At 30.8% G+C, this 15,106-nt stretch carries 14 protein-coding genes; 4 read left to right on the top strand and 10 right to left on the bottom strand.

Annotated features, from left to right (window positions below; translation table 11 throughout):
* From AMN70_RS01510 to AMN70_RS01500, 3 genes are all read right to left on the bottom strand, one after another.
* On the bottom strand, positions 1 to 1,332 hold the full coding sequence (locus AMN70_RS01510; protein WP_075501252.1) for a (Fe-S)-binding protein: 1,332 nt from the start codon (positions 1,330 to 1,332) through the stop codon (positions 1 to 3).
* A gap of 157 nt (positions 1,333 to 1,489) precedes the next feature.
* Positions 1,490 to 1,906, bottom strand: coding sequence for a rubrerythrin family protein (locus AMN70_RS01505; RefSeq protein ID WP_075501251.1), 417 nt, complete (start codon positions 1,904 to 1,906; stop codon positions 1,490 to 1,492).
* Positions 1,907 to 2,008: 102 nt separating this feature from the next.
* Complete coding sequence (locus tag AMN70_RS01500; RefSeq protein ID WP_075501250.1) at positions 2,009 to 2,437, bottom strand: Fur family transcriptional regulator; 429 nt, start codon at positions 2,435 to 2,437, stop codon at positions 2,009 to 2,011.
* A 75-nt stretch (positions 2,438 to 2,512) separates the two neighbouring features.
* Here AMN70_RS01500 and fabA point away from each other — a divergent pair, with 75 nt between their 5' ends.
* From fabA to AMN70_RS01480, 4 genes are read left to right on the top strand one after another with little or no spacing between them, the layout of a single operon-like run.
* Positions 2,513 to 3,013, top strand: a complete 501-nt coding sequence (gene fabA, locus AMN70_RS01495; RefSeq protein ID WP_075501249.1) for a bifunctional 3-hydroxydecanoyl-ACP dehydratase/trans-2-decenoyl-ACP isomerase — start codon at positions 2,513 to 2,515, stop codon at positions 3,011 to 3,013.
* Complete coding sequence (gene fabB / locus AMN70_RS01490) at positions 3,013 to 4,224, top strand: beta-ketoacyl-ACP synthase I (RefSeq protein ID WP_075501248.1); 1,212 nt, start codon at positions 3,013 to 3,015, stop codon at positions 4,222 to 4,224. Before fabA ends, fabB begins: the two co-directional genes overlap by 1 nt.
* A gap of 2 nt (positions 4,225 to 4,226) precedes the next feature.
* Entirely contained in the window at positions 4,227 to 5,012 is a 786-nt protein-coding gene (locus AMN70_RS01485) for an enoyl-ACP reductase FabI (RefSeq protein ID WP_075501247.1), read from the top strand.
* 3 nt (positions 5,013 to 5,015) lie between these two features.
* Positions 5,016 to 5,765, top strand: coding sequence for a class I SAM-dependent methyltransferase (locus AMN70_RS01480; RefSeq protein WP_075501246.1), 750 nt, complete (start codon positions 5,016 to 5,018; stop codon positions 5,763 to 5,765).
* A gap of 5 nt (positions 5,766 to 5,770) precedes the next feature.
* On the opposite strand, the gene pnp is transcribed toward AMN70_RS01480, so the two are convergent.
* From pnp to lnt, 7 genes are read right to left on the bottom strand one after another with little or no spacing between them, the layout of a single operon-like run.
* On the bottom strand, positions 5,771 to 7,843 hold the full coding sequence (pnp, locus tag AMN70_RS01475; protein WP_075501245.1) for a polyribonucleotide nucleotidyltransferase: 2,073 nt from the start codon (positions 7,841 to 7,843) through the stop codon (positions 5,771 to 5,773).
* A gap of 48 nt (positions 7,844 to 7,891) precedes the next feature.
* A complete protein-coding gene (rpsO, locus tag AMN70_RS01470; protein WP_075501244.1) occupies positions 7,892 to 8,140 on the bottom strand; it encodes a 30S ribosomal protein S15 in 249 nt (82 codons plus the stop codon).
* 10 nt (positions 8,141 to 8,150) lie between these two features.
* Positions 8,151 to 8,519 carry a 30S ribosome-binding factor RbfA gene (gene rbfA, locus AMN70_RS01465; protein WP_075501243.1) on the bottom strand — a complete coding sequence of 123 codons (369 nt, stop codon included), beginning with the start codon at positions 8,517 to 8,519 and terminating at the stop codon, positions 8,151 to 8,153.
* Positions 8,519 to 10,738, bottom strand: coding sequence for a translation initiation factor IF-2 (gene infB, locus AMN70_RS01460; RefSeq protein ID WP_075501242.1), 2,220 nt, complete (start codon positions 10,736 to 10,738; stop codon positions 8,519 to 8,521). Before infB ends, rbfA begins: the two co-directional genes overlap by 1 nt.
* A 10-nt stretch (positions 10,739 to 10,748) precedes the next feature.
* The gene (gene nusA / locus AMN70_RS01455; protein ID WP_082255051.1) at positions 10,749 to 12,341 is read right to left on the bottom strand and encodes a transcription termination factor NusA; all 1,593 of its coding nucleotides are present in this window, start codon (positions 12,339 to 12,341) and stop codon (positions 10,749 to 10,751) included.
* A gap of 59 nt (positions 12,342 to 12,400) precedes the next feature.
* Positions 12,401 to 13,570, bottom strand: a complete 1,170-nt coding sequence (gene metK, locus AMN70_RS01450; protein ID WP_075501241.1) for a methionine adenosyltransferase — start codon at positions 13,568 to 13,570, stop codon at positions 12,401 to 12,403.
* Entirely contained in the window at positions 13,570 to 15,105 is a 1,536-nt protein-coding gene (gene lnt, locus AMN70_RS01445; protein WP_082255050.1) for an apolipoprotein N-acyltransferase, read from the bottom strand. Before lnt ends, metK begins: the two co-directional genes overlap by 1 nt.
* Between the last annotated feature and the right edge of the window lies 1 nt (position 15,106).

Below are 15,106 nucleotides of genomic sequence, written 5' to 3'. Positions count from 1 at the left end.
TTATAAATTATAACTTTTTGCCATTAATTCGATAGGATGTAGTGCCTCATCATTTGAAATATTTGTGTCTGCTTCTAATTGTTTTAAATGTTTGCCTGCTAACGGACAATCTGATGCAAAGTATTTATTATTTTTTGTTTTAATTTGTCTTGCTGTAGGTCTTCCAACTTTAATTGCTAAATCATGTGTATCTTTCATTACACCAAATGTACCACCATGGCCAGCACATCTTTCAATTACATCAATTTTTATATTAGGAATTAATTTAAGCATATCTCTAGCTTTAATTCCCATATTTTGTGCTCGAGCGTGGCATGCATGATGAACCGTAACGCCGCCATCAATCTCTTCTAATCCCTCGGCAATGCCTTCGTTGTTAGCAATATCAACAACATACTCATCAATATCCATTACATTAGTAGATAATTTCTTAATGTTTTCATCATTCGGTAATAAAAGCGGCCATTCAAATTTTAACATTAAACCACAACTGGCTGTTAAAGTGACCACTTTATAACCTTTATCTATCCATTCTATTAAATCTTTTGAAACTTTTTTGGCTTGTTCAACTACTTTTGGCAAGTCTGCTTGTTCCAAAAACGGCATTCCACAACATCCAGGATATGCCTCTTGAACCTCAACTCCATTTTTGTTCAATACTTTTAAGGCTGCAACGCCTGTATTTTTTTTATTAAAATTTACAAAACAAGTTGAATAAATCACAACTTTTCTGTCACTTTTCTTATTTTCGAAATTTATTTTATCAATATTTTTTTTAAAAAAATTAGAAAAAGTTTCTGAATTATATTTTGGAAGTTGAACTCTAATATCTATACCTGCAACTATTTCTAATACTTTTCTGAAAAATTTATTTTTGATATTAGACAGCCAATTAATCAAACCTGAAAACATTACACCAATTTTAGAATTTCTATCTATTTCGGCTAATTGTCTAGGAACAGCAGGTAAAGTGCCTTTTTTCTTTTGTGCCACTCTATATCTTAGCATTAAGTGAGGGAAATCTAGATCAAAATCATGTGGAGGTACGTAGGGACATTTGGTCATAAAACACATATCACATAATGTACATGCGTCCACAACTGGAGCAAATTGATTGCTCGATAAGCTTTCTACATCCTCGTTTTTTGACTCATCAATCATGTCAAAGAGTTTTGGAAACGAGTCACAAAGATTAAAGCATCTTCTGCAACCATGGCAGATATCAAACACTCTTCTCATTTCAGCGTCTAATTTTTCTGGATTCAAAAAATCTGGACTTTCAAAATCTATTGGATGTCTTATAGGGGCTTCTGTACTTCCTTCTTTACTCATATCACTAAATTCATTTATAAAACTAAAACAATTGAAACCATAATTACAAGTTTATTACACCAATCCTTAATTGTTAGTACAACTTGCTCTATCATTTGTTTTAGTAAATTTAAAAAAAGTTTTTTAGTGGGCGATAAACGCCCACTAATTAGATATATTAGCTAATAGATTCTAAAGTTTTTTGGAATTTACCAGCGTGAGATTTTTCAGCTTTTGCTAATGTTTCAAACCAATCAGCAATTTCTTCAAATCCTTCTTCTCTAGCAGTTTTTGCCATACCTGGGTACATATCAGTGTACTCGTGAGTTTCACCGGCTACTGCTGATTCTAAATTTGCTTTAGTTTCACCTATAGGTTTACCTGTAGCTGGATCTCCTACTTGCTCTAAATATTCTAGATGACCATGTGCATGACCTGTTTCACCTTCAGCAGTTGATCTAAAAACTGTTGCTACATCATTGTAACCCTCAATATCAGCCTTTTGTGCAAAATATAGATATCTTCTATTGGCTTGACTTTCGCCTGCAAAAGCAGCTTTTAGGTTTTCTTCTGTTTTAGTTCCTTTTAATGACATTTTAATCTCCTTAATTATGAGTTAAGATATAATCATTCTAAACTTTATGTCAATAGTTTAGAATAATTATAATATAGTTTTTAAATTATTGAAATTATTGAATTAATTTTGATTTTGATTATCACTCGCAACTTTTATCAAAACTTCGACTGATTTTACTTTTTTTCCAGTTATATTGTTTTTAATGTTAATATTTTCAATATTATCATTATCACAATCAATTAGCTGATTTGTGTCTTCATCAAAAAAGTGGTGATGATTAGTGATATTGGTATCAAAGTAACTTTTATCACTGTTTATTGAAATTTCCTTTAAGTATCCCTTTTTCTTAAAAGCATGCACAGTATTGTAGACTGTTGCTAAAGAAATTTTTTCATTAAGTTTTTCTAAAATACTCTTTGCAAGATCATTAATTGTAAAATGAAAAGTTTTTTCCCTATTAAATAATACCTCACAAATTTTTAGTCTTTGCTTTGTGGGTCTTAATCCAGATTGTCTTAATTTATCAATAAATTGGCTATTTTTTAACATTATAAGTTATAATAATTCTAAACTATATGTATATTATAATTGAACAAAATCAAGTATTAAAGGTGTTCAAATTTTATGAAAAAAAACTCCTATTCATATGATGAGCTCATAAATTGTGGAAATGGGGGGCTTTTTGGTCCAGGTAATGCAAAATTACCACTTCCTCCAATGCTCATGTTTGACAGAATTACTGAAATTAATGATAGTAATGGTGCTTTTAAAAAAGGGTCGTTAAAGGCTGAACTAGACATAAAAAAAGATCTTTGGTTTTTTGATTGCCACTTTAAAAATGACCCTGTAATGCCTGGTTGCCTAGGACTTGATGCGATGTGGCAATTGGTAGGTTTTTATTTGGGTTGGATTGGAAACCCGGGGAAAGGAAGAGCTTTGGGAGTTGGGACTGTAAAATTTACTGGAGAAGTTTTACAAAATATTAAACTTGTAACGTATAAAATTGATATGAAAAAAATTATGTCACCTGGAGGAACAACTGTTGGACTTGCTAACGGAGAAGTATTAGCAGACAATAGAAAGATTTATTCAGCAGACAGTTTAAAAGTAGGGTTATTTAAATAATGAGAAGAGTAGTCGTTACAGGTCTAGGCATTGTATCTTGTTTAGGAAATAATCAAGATGAAGTTCATCAGTCCTTATTGAATTCAAAATCAGGGATTTCTTTTGCTGAAGAATATAAAGAACATAATTTAAAAAGCCATATTCATGGAAAACCGAAAATAAAACTAGAGGATCATATCGACAGAAAAACTATAAGATTTATGGGTTCTGGCTCGGCCTACAACTATATAGCCATGAAGGAAGCTATCCAAGACTCTGGTTTACAGGATAATGAAGTAAGCAATTATAAAACTGGAATTGTAATGGGGTCTGGCGGTCCATCAATTGAAAACGTAATTTTGGCTGCTGATAAAACTAGAGCAAAAACACCTAAATTGATGGGACCATTTATAGTTCCTAGAACAATGGCTAGTACTGCATCTGCAACACTCGCTGTACCATTTAAAATTAAAGGAACTAATTACACTATGAGTTCAGCTTGTGCTACTAGTGGACACTGCATTGGAAACTCTATGGAACTAATTCAAATGGGAAAACAAGACATTGTTTTTGCAGGAGGCAGTGAAGAAATTCATTGGGCAATGACAGCTATGTTTGATGCTATGACCGCGCTTTCATCCAAATATAATGATACTCCAGAAAAAGCTTCCAGAGCATATGATAAGACTAGAGATGGTTTTGTGATTGCTGGAGGTGCAGGGGTATTAGTCCTTGAGGAATATGAACATGCAAAAGCTAGAGGTGCAAAGATATATGCAGAATTAACAGGGTATGGAGCTACCTCTGATGGTTATGACATGGTAGCACCATCAGGTGAAGGAGCTATAAGATGTATGAAAATGGCTTTATCAACTGCAAAAAATAAAATTGATTATATTAATACTCATGGAACTTCTACACCTGTTGGAGATATAACAGAATTAAATGCTATCGAAAAAACTTTTGAAAATAATATTCCAAAAATTAGTTCAACAAAATCTTTATCTGGTCATCCGTTGGGGGCAGCATCTGTTCACGAGGCTATCTATAGTTTAATTATGATGAAAAATAATTTCATCACAGGTTCAGCAAATATTAATGAAATGGATGAAGATGCTAAAAAATTCCCAATAGTTTCTAAAACTGAAACAGGAAAATCTTTAAATGCGATAATGTCAAATAGTTTTGGTTTCGGTGGAACTAATGCTGCTTTAATTTTTGAGAAAATATAGTTATGAGTTTAATGAAAGGTAAAAAAGGATTGATCATGGGTGTTGCTAATGAAAGATCTATCGCTTGGGGTATTTCACAAAAGTTAGCAGAAGAAGGAGCTGAACTTGCCTTTACATATTTGGGTGATGCTTTAAAAAAAAGAGTAGTCCCATTAGCTGAAAAACTAAATTCAAAAATAATATTTAGTTGTGATGTTGAAAAAAAACAAGAAGTACAAAAATTATTTGAAGATATCAAATCACAGTGGGGAAAAATTGATTTTGTTGTGCATGCAGTTGCTTTTTCAGATAAAACAGAATTGTCCGGTGAATATTTAAATACCACCAGAGAAAATTTTTTAAAAAGTATGTTAATATCATGTTTTTCATTTACTGAGGTTGCGAAAGAAGCATCCAAAATAATGTCAGAAGGTGGAAGTTTACTAACATTAACTTATGAGTCTACTAAAGCTATTCCTAATTATAATGTTATGGGCGTTTGTAAATCAGCTTTAGAATCAAGTGTTAAATATCTAGCAAGAGACCTAGGTTCAAAAGGCATAAGAGTAAATGCGATCAGTGCTGGACCCATTAAAACACTAGCTGCCTCTGCAATAGGAGATGCAAAATTTTTATATAAATGGAATGAAGACCATTCTTTTCTAAAGAGAAACGTTGATATTCATGACGTTGGTAACTCAGCATTATATCTCCTTAGCAAACTAGCTAATGGGGTTACAGGAGAAATTCATTATGTTGACGCAGGATATAATAAAGTTGGAATGCCGGATCCTAAAAATATTAGCTAATTCATGAAAAAAATTTCAAGAGTTATCTATAGATCATTAAAAAAATCAATCGAACAAATTTTAGATAAAAAAAATGAAAAAAATAGGTATAAATTTGAAAAAAATGTAGATCAATTCAGTTCTATTATAATTGATTCTAGTAATTATCTTTCGGAAATGTGTTTACTAGGAGAAAAATATGGAACTGACAAGTCAGTCTTTAACAAAAAAACTAAACATCAACATTCATATACACCTATATATAATATTCTATTTAATCATTTAAAAGATCAAAAAATTAATATAGCCGAACTGGGCGTTGCATACTCATCTTCTTTAAGAATGTTTAGAGAATATTTTAAAAAAGCAAATATAGATGTATTTGATAATGATGAAAATACCCTAGAAAAATCGAAAAATATAAAACTAAGTGATGTGAATTATTTTCAATTAGATGTTGAAAATAAGATGAATATAAAAAAATTATTTGAAAAAAATAACATTTTTTACGACATAATAATTGATGACACCTCTCATTTATTTGAACATCAAATCAATATAATTGAAGCAACAAATAAATTTTTAAAAAAAAATGGAATTTTAGTTATTGAGGATATATTTATGAATAAAAAAAATTATAGTGAAAAATTGTACTATGAACGATTAAAACATATAAAAAACGATTTTTCAGAAATTTTTTTCTGCATATGTAAACACAAATATAATTACTCAGGTTTTTGGAATAACAGTAAGTTACTTATATTTAAAAAATAATTTCCTTATTTTAAAGCTTGTTTCATTGAAAGTTTAACCTTACCTCTATCGAAACCGATTACTTTAACTTTTACTTCATCACCTTCTTTGACAACATCTGTAACCTTAGCGACTCTTTTTTCAGCTAATTCTGAAATATGAACAAGACCATCCTGTTTTCCCAAAAAGTTTACAAACGCACCAAATTCCATAATCTTCATTACTTTTCCTGAGTAAATTTTATTTAATTCAGCTTTTGCGGTAATGTCTTTAATCATTTGCATAGCTGTATTTCTAGACTCCTCATCTGGCGCTGCGACTGTTACAACTCCTTCGTCATTCACATCTACTTTCGCACCTGATTTTTCAACAATTTCTCTAATTGTTGCACCACCTTTTCCAATCACAGCAGCGATATCTTTTTTATCAACATTAACCTGTTCCATTTTTGGAGTATGTTTTCCTACATCAGATCTTGAAGCAGACAATGCTTTATTCATCTCACCCAAAATGTGAACTCTTCCGTCTTTTGCTTGACTTAATGCCTGTTCCATAATCTCAAAAGTAATACCAGTAATTTTGATATCCATTTGAAGTGAAGTAATTCCATCTTTAGTTCCAGCAACTTTAAAGTCCATGTCACCTAAATGATCTTCATCCCCTAAAATATCTGATAACACACTAAATTCATCACCTTCTTTAATTAGTCCCATCGCTATACCTGCAACAGGTTCTTTAATAGGTACTCCTGCGTCCATTAATGCTAATGATGTTCCACAAACAGTAGCCATAGAAGATGAACCATTAGATTCTGTAATCTCTGAAACTACCCTGAAAGTGTAAGGAAATCCTTCTTTTGATGGTAATGAAGAATGAATAGCTCTCCATGCTAATTTACCGTGTCCTATTTCTCTTCTACCAGTTCCAATTCTTCCCGTTTCACCAACTGAGAATGGTGGAAAATTATAGTGAAGCATAAATCTTTCTCTTTGTAATCCTTCAAGACTTTCAATTCTTTGTTCATCATCGGTAGTACCCAAAGTAGCTGTTACAATTGCTTGTGTTTCTCCTCTAGTAAATAGAGCAGAACCGTGAGTTCTTGGTAAAATACCAACTTCACAGGAAATAGGTCTCACATCAGATAAACCCCTGCCATCAATTCTTTTTTTATTTTTAAGAATATCTGTTCTTACAATTGATTTTTCTATCTTTTTAAGCTCAGAATTTACATCTAGATCTGTATAATTTTCATCTTCCTCGTAAAGTTTTTTAGCTTTATCAGTTATTTCAGAAATTTGATTTGACCTATCTTGTTTGTCTCTTGTTGCAAAAGCTTTTTCAAGATCCTCTGTAAAAACACTTTCAAGTTTTTTCTTAACTTTAGATAGATCTTTCTTTTCAACAATCCATTCAGGTTTTCTACATTCTTTTGCGAGTCCTTCAATCATTTTAATCACAGGAACAAAACCTTCATGACCAAATTTAACTGCATTTAACATTTCTTCCTCTGTTAAACCACTTGCTTCAGACTCAACCATAAGCACAGCATCTTTTGTGCCTGCTACAACTAAATCTAGTTTTGATTTTTCTAATTCTACTTTAGAGGGATTTAAAACATATTGTCCATTAATATATCCAACTCTAGAAGCTCCAACAGGGCCCTTAAATGGCATTCCTGATATAGCCAATGCTGCTGATGAAGCTGTAATTGATAAAATATCTGCTTCATTTTCTTTATCGTAAGAAATTACAGTTGGTAACAATTGAACCTCATTTTTAAATTCATCAGGAAACAAGGGTCGTATTGGTCTATCAATTAATCTAGAAATTAGTGTTTCACTTTCTGTTGGCCTCGCTTCTCTTTTAAAATATCCACCTGGAATTTTTCCTGCTGCGTAATATTTTTCTTGGTAATTTACAGATAATGGAAAATAATCTACGTCAGGATTTACTTTTTTTGCTCCCACTACTGTTGCTAAAACGACCGTTTCTCCACATGTTGCGATTATTGCACCGTCTGCCTGTCTTGCTACTTTACCTGTTTCTAAACTTATTTTCTTTCCTGCTACTTCAATTTCCTTCTTATATACTTTAAACATTTCATTTCCATTTCGTTTCGTTCCATTTCGTTCTATCTATCTTGATTTTTACTTTCTTAAATTCAATTTTGACAGTACATTTTTATAAGAATCCTTTTTATTTTTTTTTAAGTATTCTAATAATTTCTTTCTCTTATTTACTGCTCTCAGCAATCCAACTGAAGAATGTTTGTCTTTTTTGAATTGTTTTATATGTTTCGAGAGAACATCTATCTTCTCTGTTAGTAATGCAATCTGGATTTCTGAGGATCCTGTATCTTTATCATGCATTGCCAATTCTTTAACGTTATTATTCATCTTCTTTTCCTTATTTATTTGTTTGTTTAATTAAATTTTCTATTTTTTCTGCATACTCAAAAGACTCATCTTTTCGAAATAGCAATTTTGGTAAAAACTTCATAAATACTTTTTTTGACAAAATCTTTCTTATTAAAAAAGAATACTCCTTAAGTTTATCAATCACTTCATCTGCATCTTTTCCACCAAGTGGCATTACATATGCTTTCGCTATTTTCAAATCTTGACTCATCTTTACTTCTGTCACCGTAATGATATTTGTTTCTAAATTTGGAACTTTTGCTTCATTTTTTATAAAAATCATACTCAAAGATTGTTTAATCATTTCACCAACTCTCAATTGTCTCTGTGAAACTGATTTTCCTATTCTGTCAGCCATTATATTGTCCTCTCTTTTGAGATCACGTTAAATGCCTCTATAGTATCGTTTTTTTGAAAATCCATATAATCTTTTATCGTAATTCCGCATTCCTGGCCATTGCTAACCTGTTTCACTTGATTTTTCTCCCTAAATATAGTGCTTACTTTTCCAGTAAAAATAATTGTACCATCTCTAATTAGCCTTACATTTGAAGTATTATTTATTTCGCCATCGGTAATCTTACATCCTGCAACTTTTCCAGCCCCTGAGACTTTGAAGATTTCCAAAATTTGAGCAGTGCCTGAAATTGTTTCTTGAACATCAGGAGTTAAAAGGCCAGACATTCTTTGTTTAATAAAATCTAGAACCTCATAAATAATGTTATATGAAGAAATTTTTATGTTTTCATTTTCAGCTAATTTTTTTGCTTCTTTGCTAGGCTTAACATTAAAAGCTATTAAAACAGCTTTTGAAGCCTTAGCTAAAGTTACATCAGTCTCAGTAACCATACCGATATCTGCTAAAATAATTTTTGGTTTTACCTCTTCATGTTTTATTTGGGTTATTGCATTTTTAATAGCTTCTGACGAACCATGAACATCTGATTTTATTATTAAATTCAGTTCTTCAGCAGATTTATCAGAAAATGCTGAATCTTGGGTTGCAAAAGATAGTGGATTTTTTCCATCTTTTGCCTCATCTGCTCTATTTTCACTTAATGTTTTTGCCTCTTTCTCGTTATCTAGAACAATAAAGTCATCTCCAGCTTTTGACGCTCCATTAATGCCTAATATTTCTACAGGTGTTGAAGGTAAAGCTTCATTAATATTTTTTCCTTTATCATTAATAATTGCTCTTACCTTTCCCCATTTTAAACCACTTACAAAAAAATCACCTTTCTTTAGAGTACCAGTTGTTACAATTATAGTTGCAACAGGTCCTCTACCAACATCTATTTTAGACTCTAAGACAACTCCTGTGGCTTTTGACTCAAAATCAGTTTTTAAATCTAAAATTTCAGCTTGAAGTATTATTGCATCAACTAGTTTGTCTAAATTCAATTTTGTTTTAGCAGAGATCTCTACCATTAATGTATCACCTGATAAATCCTCAGCAATTAATTCATATTCAAGTAGTTGATTTTTTATTTTTTGTGGATCTGCTTCTGGTAAATCACATTTATTGATCGCTACAACTATTGGAACATTTGCGGCTTTTGCGTGTTTTATTGACTCTACTGTTTGTGGTTTTACACCATCATCAGCTGCCACAACTAAAACTACAACATCAGTCAATTTTGATCCTCTAGCCCTCATCTCTGTAAAAGCAGCGTGACCTGGAGTATCGATAAAAGTTAACTTATTTGATTTATTTTCTATTTGATAAGCACCAATATGTTGTGTGATCCCACCAAACTCACCTGAAACAACATTGGCACTTCTCAAAACATCTAGTACTGAAGTTTTTCCATGATCTACATGTCCCATTACAGTTACTATAGGAGGTCTATTCTTTAAATTTTCAACTCTTGTAGCTTTGATTTTTTGAATTATTTCTTCTGCTTTTTCTCCGCGTATAGGATTATGACCAAATTCTTTGACTAGGAATTCTGCAGTATCCGCGGCTAAAGTTTGATTAATTGTTACAGTCACACCCATTCCAAAAAGATATTTTATTACGTTGCTCGACTGTTCAGCCATTCTATTTGCAAGTTCTCTAACTGTAATAGCTTCAGGAATATTAACATCTCTTTTAACAGGTTTTAAATTTTCTTTATTTTCGTCTTTATTTAAATTTTTTTGCTCTTTTTCTCTTGCCCTTCTAACAGAAGCTAAACTTCTTTCCTTCGCTTCAATCTCATCACTTAATGCTCTGGAAACTGTTAATTTTGCTTCTCTTTTTTTTGTGCCCAACTTAAGCTTTTTACCTTCGTTTTCTCCTTTAAGCCTTTTTGTAGCTCTTTGTTCAGCAAGTTTCCTTTTTTCAAAATCATTGGCAATTGGAAATGTTTTTCCTCCTAATGATGATTTTAAAGGGGATCCTCTACCAAATGATGTTTTTGGTTTTGGTCTTATACCAGTCCCTGAAGCTCTAAAAGAACTTCCTTTTTTTAAAATATTCCCTTTTGATTTTTCTATTACTACTGTTTTTTTTCCTTGAGTTTTAGCTATATCAATATTTTTGATTGATTTTTTGGCTGTGCCAGAAATTGTTAATTTTGTTTTTTTGTTTTCCATATCTCATCACTCAATCTTTATAAACAATATTTCTTGCTGACATAATCAATTCGTCTGCCTCTTCTTTTGACAAAGCAAAATCTTCTAAATAACCTTGTATTTTTACTCTTTCGTTTTTAATTACATCATATCCTCCGGTGAGTTCATCAGATGCTAAATCCGCAAAATCTTCCAAAGTTAAAATTTTTTGCTCACCTAAAGTAACTAACATTCCTGGGGTCAATCCTTTAAGATTAATCAAAGCCTCTTCAAGTCCAAGATCTTTAATTCTCTGCGAGATGTCTTCTTGATCTTTTTCATGAAATTCTTTTGCCCTTTCAATTAATGCTTTCGCTGTATCTTCCTCTATACCTTCAATTTTCATCAAATTTTCAGCATTACTATCTTTAATATCATCGATTGTGGAAAATCCTTCAGCTACTAATAACTGACCCAATGTTTCATCTAATTCAAGATTTTTAACAAAATTTTCTGTTTTTTCTTTAAATTCTTGTTGTCTTCTTTCGGAGTCCTCTTGGTCGGTCATAATATTGATTTCATAATTCAAAAGTTTAGTAGCCAATCTAACATTTTGACCTCTTCTACCAATAGCTTTACTTAAATTTTCTTCAGTTAAAATTACATCTAATTTTTTTCTCTCTAGGTCTACATTTACTCTCTGTACTTCTGCAGGCGATAATGCATTTGAGACTAATATTGCTGGATCTTCAGACCAGTTCACAATATCAATTTTTTCTCCTTGGAGTTCATTTACTACAGCTTGAACTCTTGATCCTCTCATACCAACACAAGCTCCAACAGGATCTAGAGAAGTGTCAACTGCTTTGACACAAATTTTAGCTCTACTCCCTGGATCTCTTGAGGAAGATTTAATTTCAATTAAACCATCATAAATTTCTGGAACTTCTTGAACAAACAGTTTCTCCATAAATTTTGGGTGTGCTCTTGATAAAAAGATTTGTTGACCTCTTGGTTCTCTTTTTACTTCATAGCAATATGCTTTAACTCTATCTCCAGCTTTAATATTTTCTCTAGGTATCATTTCATTTTTTTGAATAATTGCTTCAGTTCTTCCAAGATCTACGATTATATTTCCAAATTCTAATCTTTTAACAATCCCACTTAAAATTGTTTCTTTTTTATCTATAAAATCATTATATTGTCTTTCTCTTTCAGCTTCTCTTACATTGGTGCTAATTACTTGTTTTGCGGTTTGCGCAGCTATTCTTCCAAAATCGAATGATGGAAGTGGTTGTAGAACTTCGTCACCTACTTTTTTATCTTTATTAGTTTCATTGAGTGATATTGCATCCTCAAGTTTGATTTCAGTATTTGTATTTTCTGGATTATCAGAAATAACTAATCTTCTGAATAATTCAATATCTCCATTTTCCCTGTTAATTAGAACTCTAATTTCATTATCTTGACCAAATTTTGATCTAGCAGCTTTAGCTATACCCGTTTCCATTGAGCTAATAATTAGTTCTTTGTCGATAGATTTCTCCAATGCTACAGCTTCAGCTATTCTTAATAATTCAAGTTTATCTGCTCTTTTATTTAACATATTTTTGTTAGCTCCAAAAAAAAATGGGCTAAAGCCCATTTTGTAATTTCAATAATGTATAAGCAATATATTAAAGTTTTTTTTTAATTCAACAGAAACTATTTCAAAAAAATACCAGTTTTATCAGTTTTTTCCCAAGAAAATGAACCATCGCTTTCTGGAGATCTGCCAAAATGGCCATAAGCTGAGGTTTTTTCATAGATTGGTTTATTAAGACTCAGCATTTCTCTAATTCCTCTCGGACTTAAATCAAAATTTTCTTTTATTTTTTCCTCAACAAATTTATTTTTTTCTAGATCATTATCAAATAAATTTACATAAATCGAAAGTGGTTTTGAAACACCGATCGCATAAGCAAGTTGGATTAAACATTTGTCTGAAATTTTTGATGAAACAATATTTTTTGCAATATATCTTGAGGCATATGCAGCAGATCGGTCAACTTTAGTAGGATCCTTTCCAGAAAAAGCTCCACCGCCGTGAGGTGCAGCTCCACCATAAGTATCAACAATAATTTTTCTGCCTGTTAACCCACAATCACCATCTGGACCACCTATAACAAAATTTCCAGTAGGATTTACGTAAAATTCTTTTTCATTAAATTCATCTAAAAAATTTTTTGGAATTGACTCAAACAAATAAGGTCTAAGTAATTCTCTAACTTTTGCTTGATCAACATCAGCAGAATGTTGAGATGATATAACAACAGATTTTACTTTTTTAGGCTTTCCATTTTCATATTCAAATGTTACCTGACTTTTTGAGTCTGGTTCTATATTTTTTAATTTACCAGATTTACGATCCTTAGCCATCAATCTTAAAATTTTATGTGAATAAAAAATTGGGGCAGGCATTAACTCATCTGTTTCATCGCATGCATATCCAAACATAATTCCTTGGTCTCCTGCACCTTCGTCTTTATTACCCGAAGAATCTACGCCCATTGCAATGTCGGCAGATTGAGAATGTAAGTGACTTTCAATTCTCGTTGCTTCTTTCCAAGTGAAACCTTCTTGGTCATATCCAATATCTTTAATACAATCTCTCACCTTTTTGATTAATTCATCCTTTTTTATTTCTGGACCTCTTACCTCCCCTGCAAGAACTACTTTATTAGTAGTTGTTAATGTTTCACAAGCTACTCTAGAAAAAGGATCATTAGATAAATAACTATCTACTACCATATCAGAAATTCTGTCTGAAACTTTATCTGGGTGTCCCTCTGAAACAGACTCACTTGTAAAAAGATAGTTTTTTAAATTATTCATTAAGAAATTCTATTAAATGAAAATATCAAAAAAATATACAATAAAATTATTATTAAAAACATTTTATTACCATGAAGTGAAAACAAAGTTGTTTCTGGAAGTCTTTTTTCGGAAAAATCTATATAACCTGTTTTCTCGAGTGGAATCTTTTTTTCCACTAAACCCATTGGATCAATTATCGCTGCAATTCCATTATTAGCAGACCTAAATAAATATTTTCCACTTTCAATTGCTCTAAAAACACTATGCGCAAAATGCTGATCTGGTCCAATAGATTTTCCAAACCAACCATCTTCAGAAACATTAATTAAATATTCAAAACTAGGGTCATCAAAAATTCTACCAGAATAAATTATTTCATAACAAATGAGAGGTAAAATAGTTATATCGAATTCGTTTTTACTAATTCTTAAAATATTTCTTTTTTCTCCTTTACTAAATGATTGATAATTATTAGTTAAAGATTTTAAACCTAATTTTCCTAGTACTTTTTCAAATGGTAAAAATTCACCAAAAGGAACTAGGTTAATTTTATTGTAAGTATTAATAAGATTGAGCTGATGATCATAAATTGAAAACGAATTAAAAAATCTATCTTCTTTATTTTTTTTTTCGAAAGCATTAATGCCTATTCCTAGTAGATGATTTTTGTTAAATTTTTTGTAAAATAAATTTTTAAATTCCTGAAATTCTAATTGATTGATATTTGGAATTATTCCTTCTGGCCACAGAAAAAATGTTTTACTATCTAATTCAGGCTCACTAATTTCAATTAATTCATTAATTACTGACTTTGTATCAAAATTTCCATAAAATCTTTCGAGAGCAATATTTGATCCTATTACTCTAATTACATAATCATTTTGAATTAAACTTAATGACTGAAAAAATTTAATTTTTGAATAACCACTTATATAAAGTGCCAAAGGCGATAATAACAAAAAAATGCATACAATTATTTCTTTTTTATTTTCTCTTAAAACAAAAATAGCAGGACTGGTAAATAAAGTAATACACCAAATATTAAACGCGTAGGTACCAACAGATGATAAAATTTGTAAAATCTCAATATTATTAGAAAAACTATAAGCAATTAAATTCCAAGGGAACCCAGTCAAAAAATGTCCTCTCAAAAATTCAATAAATCCAAATAAAAGTGAAAATAAAAGTAAATTGCTTAATGGCTTTTTAATTTTAATAAGGAAAAAAAAGAAAGTAAAAATACCGTAAAAAATTGCTAGGAAAGCTGGAATTAAAAACAAAACAATAGGTATCAAGTGTTTAAAATTTATATCAAAAGATAATGAGATCGTAATCCAATATAAATTAGATAAAAAATATCCAAAACCAAAAAACCAACCGTACAAAAATTTATTATTTCTACTAGAACTTTTTTTCTTATGAAAAATGTAGATAAAAAATAAACTAAATGTTGCAAAATTAATGAATAAAAAATTATAAGGTGGTAAACTTAATGAAGATAAAATACCCAAGACTACTAAGTATAAATATTCGAAGTAAATTTTTTTTTTCAAA

The sequence above is a fragment of the Candidatus Pelagibacter communis genome (genome assembly GCF_001179925.1).
GTDB lineage: Bacteria > Pseudomonadota > Alphaproteobacteria > Pelagibacterales > Pelagibacteraceae > Pelagibacter > Pelagibacter ubique_E.
The sequence above is the reverse complement of the archived record's forward strand: the minus strand, read 5'-3'. Positions and strand labels throughout refer to the sequence as shown.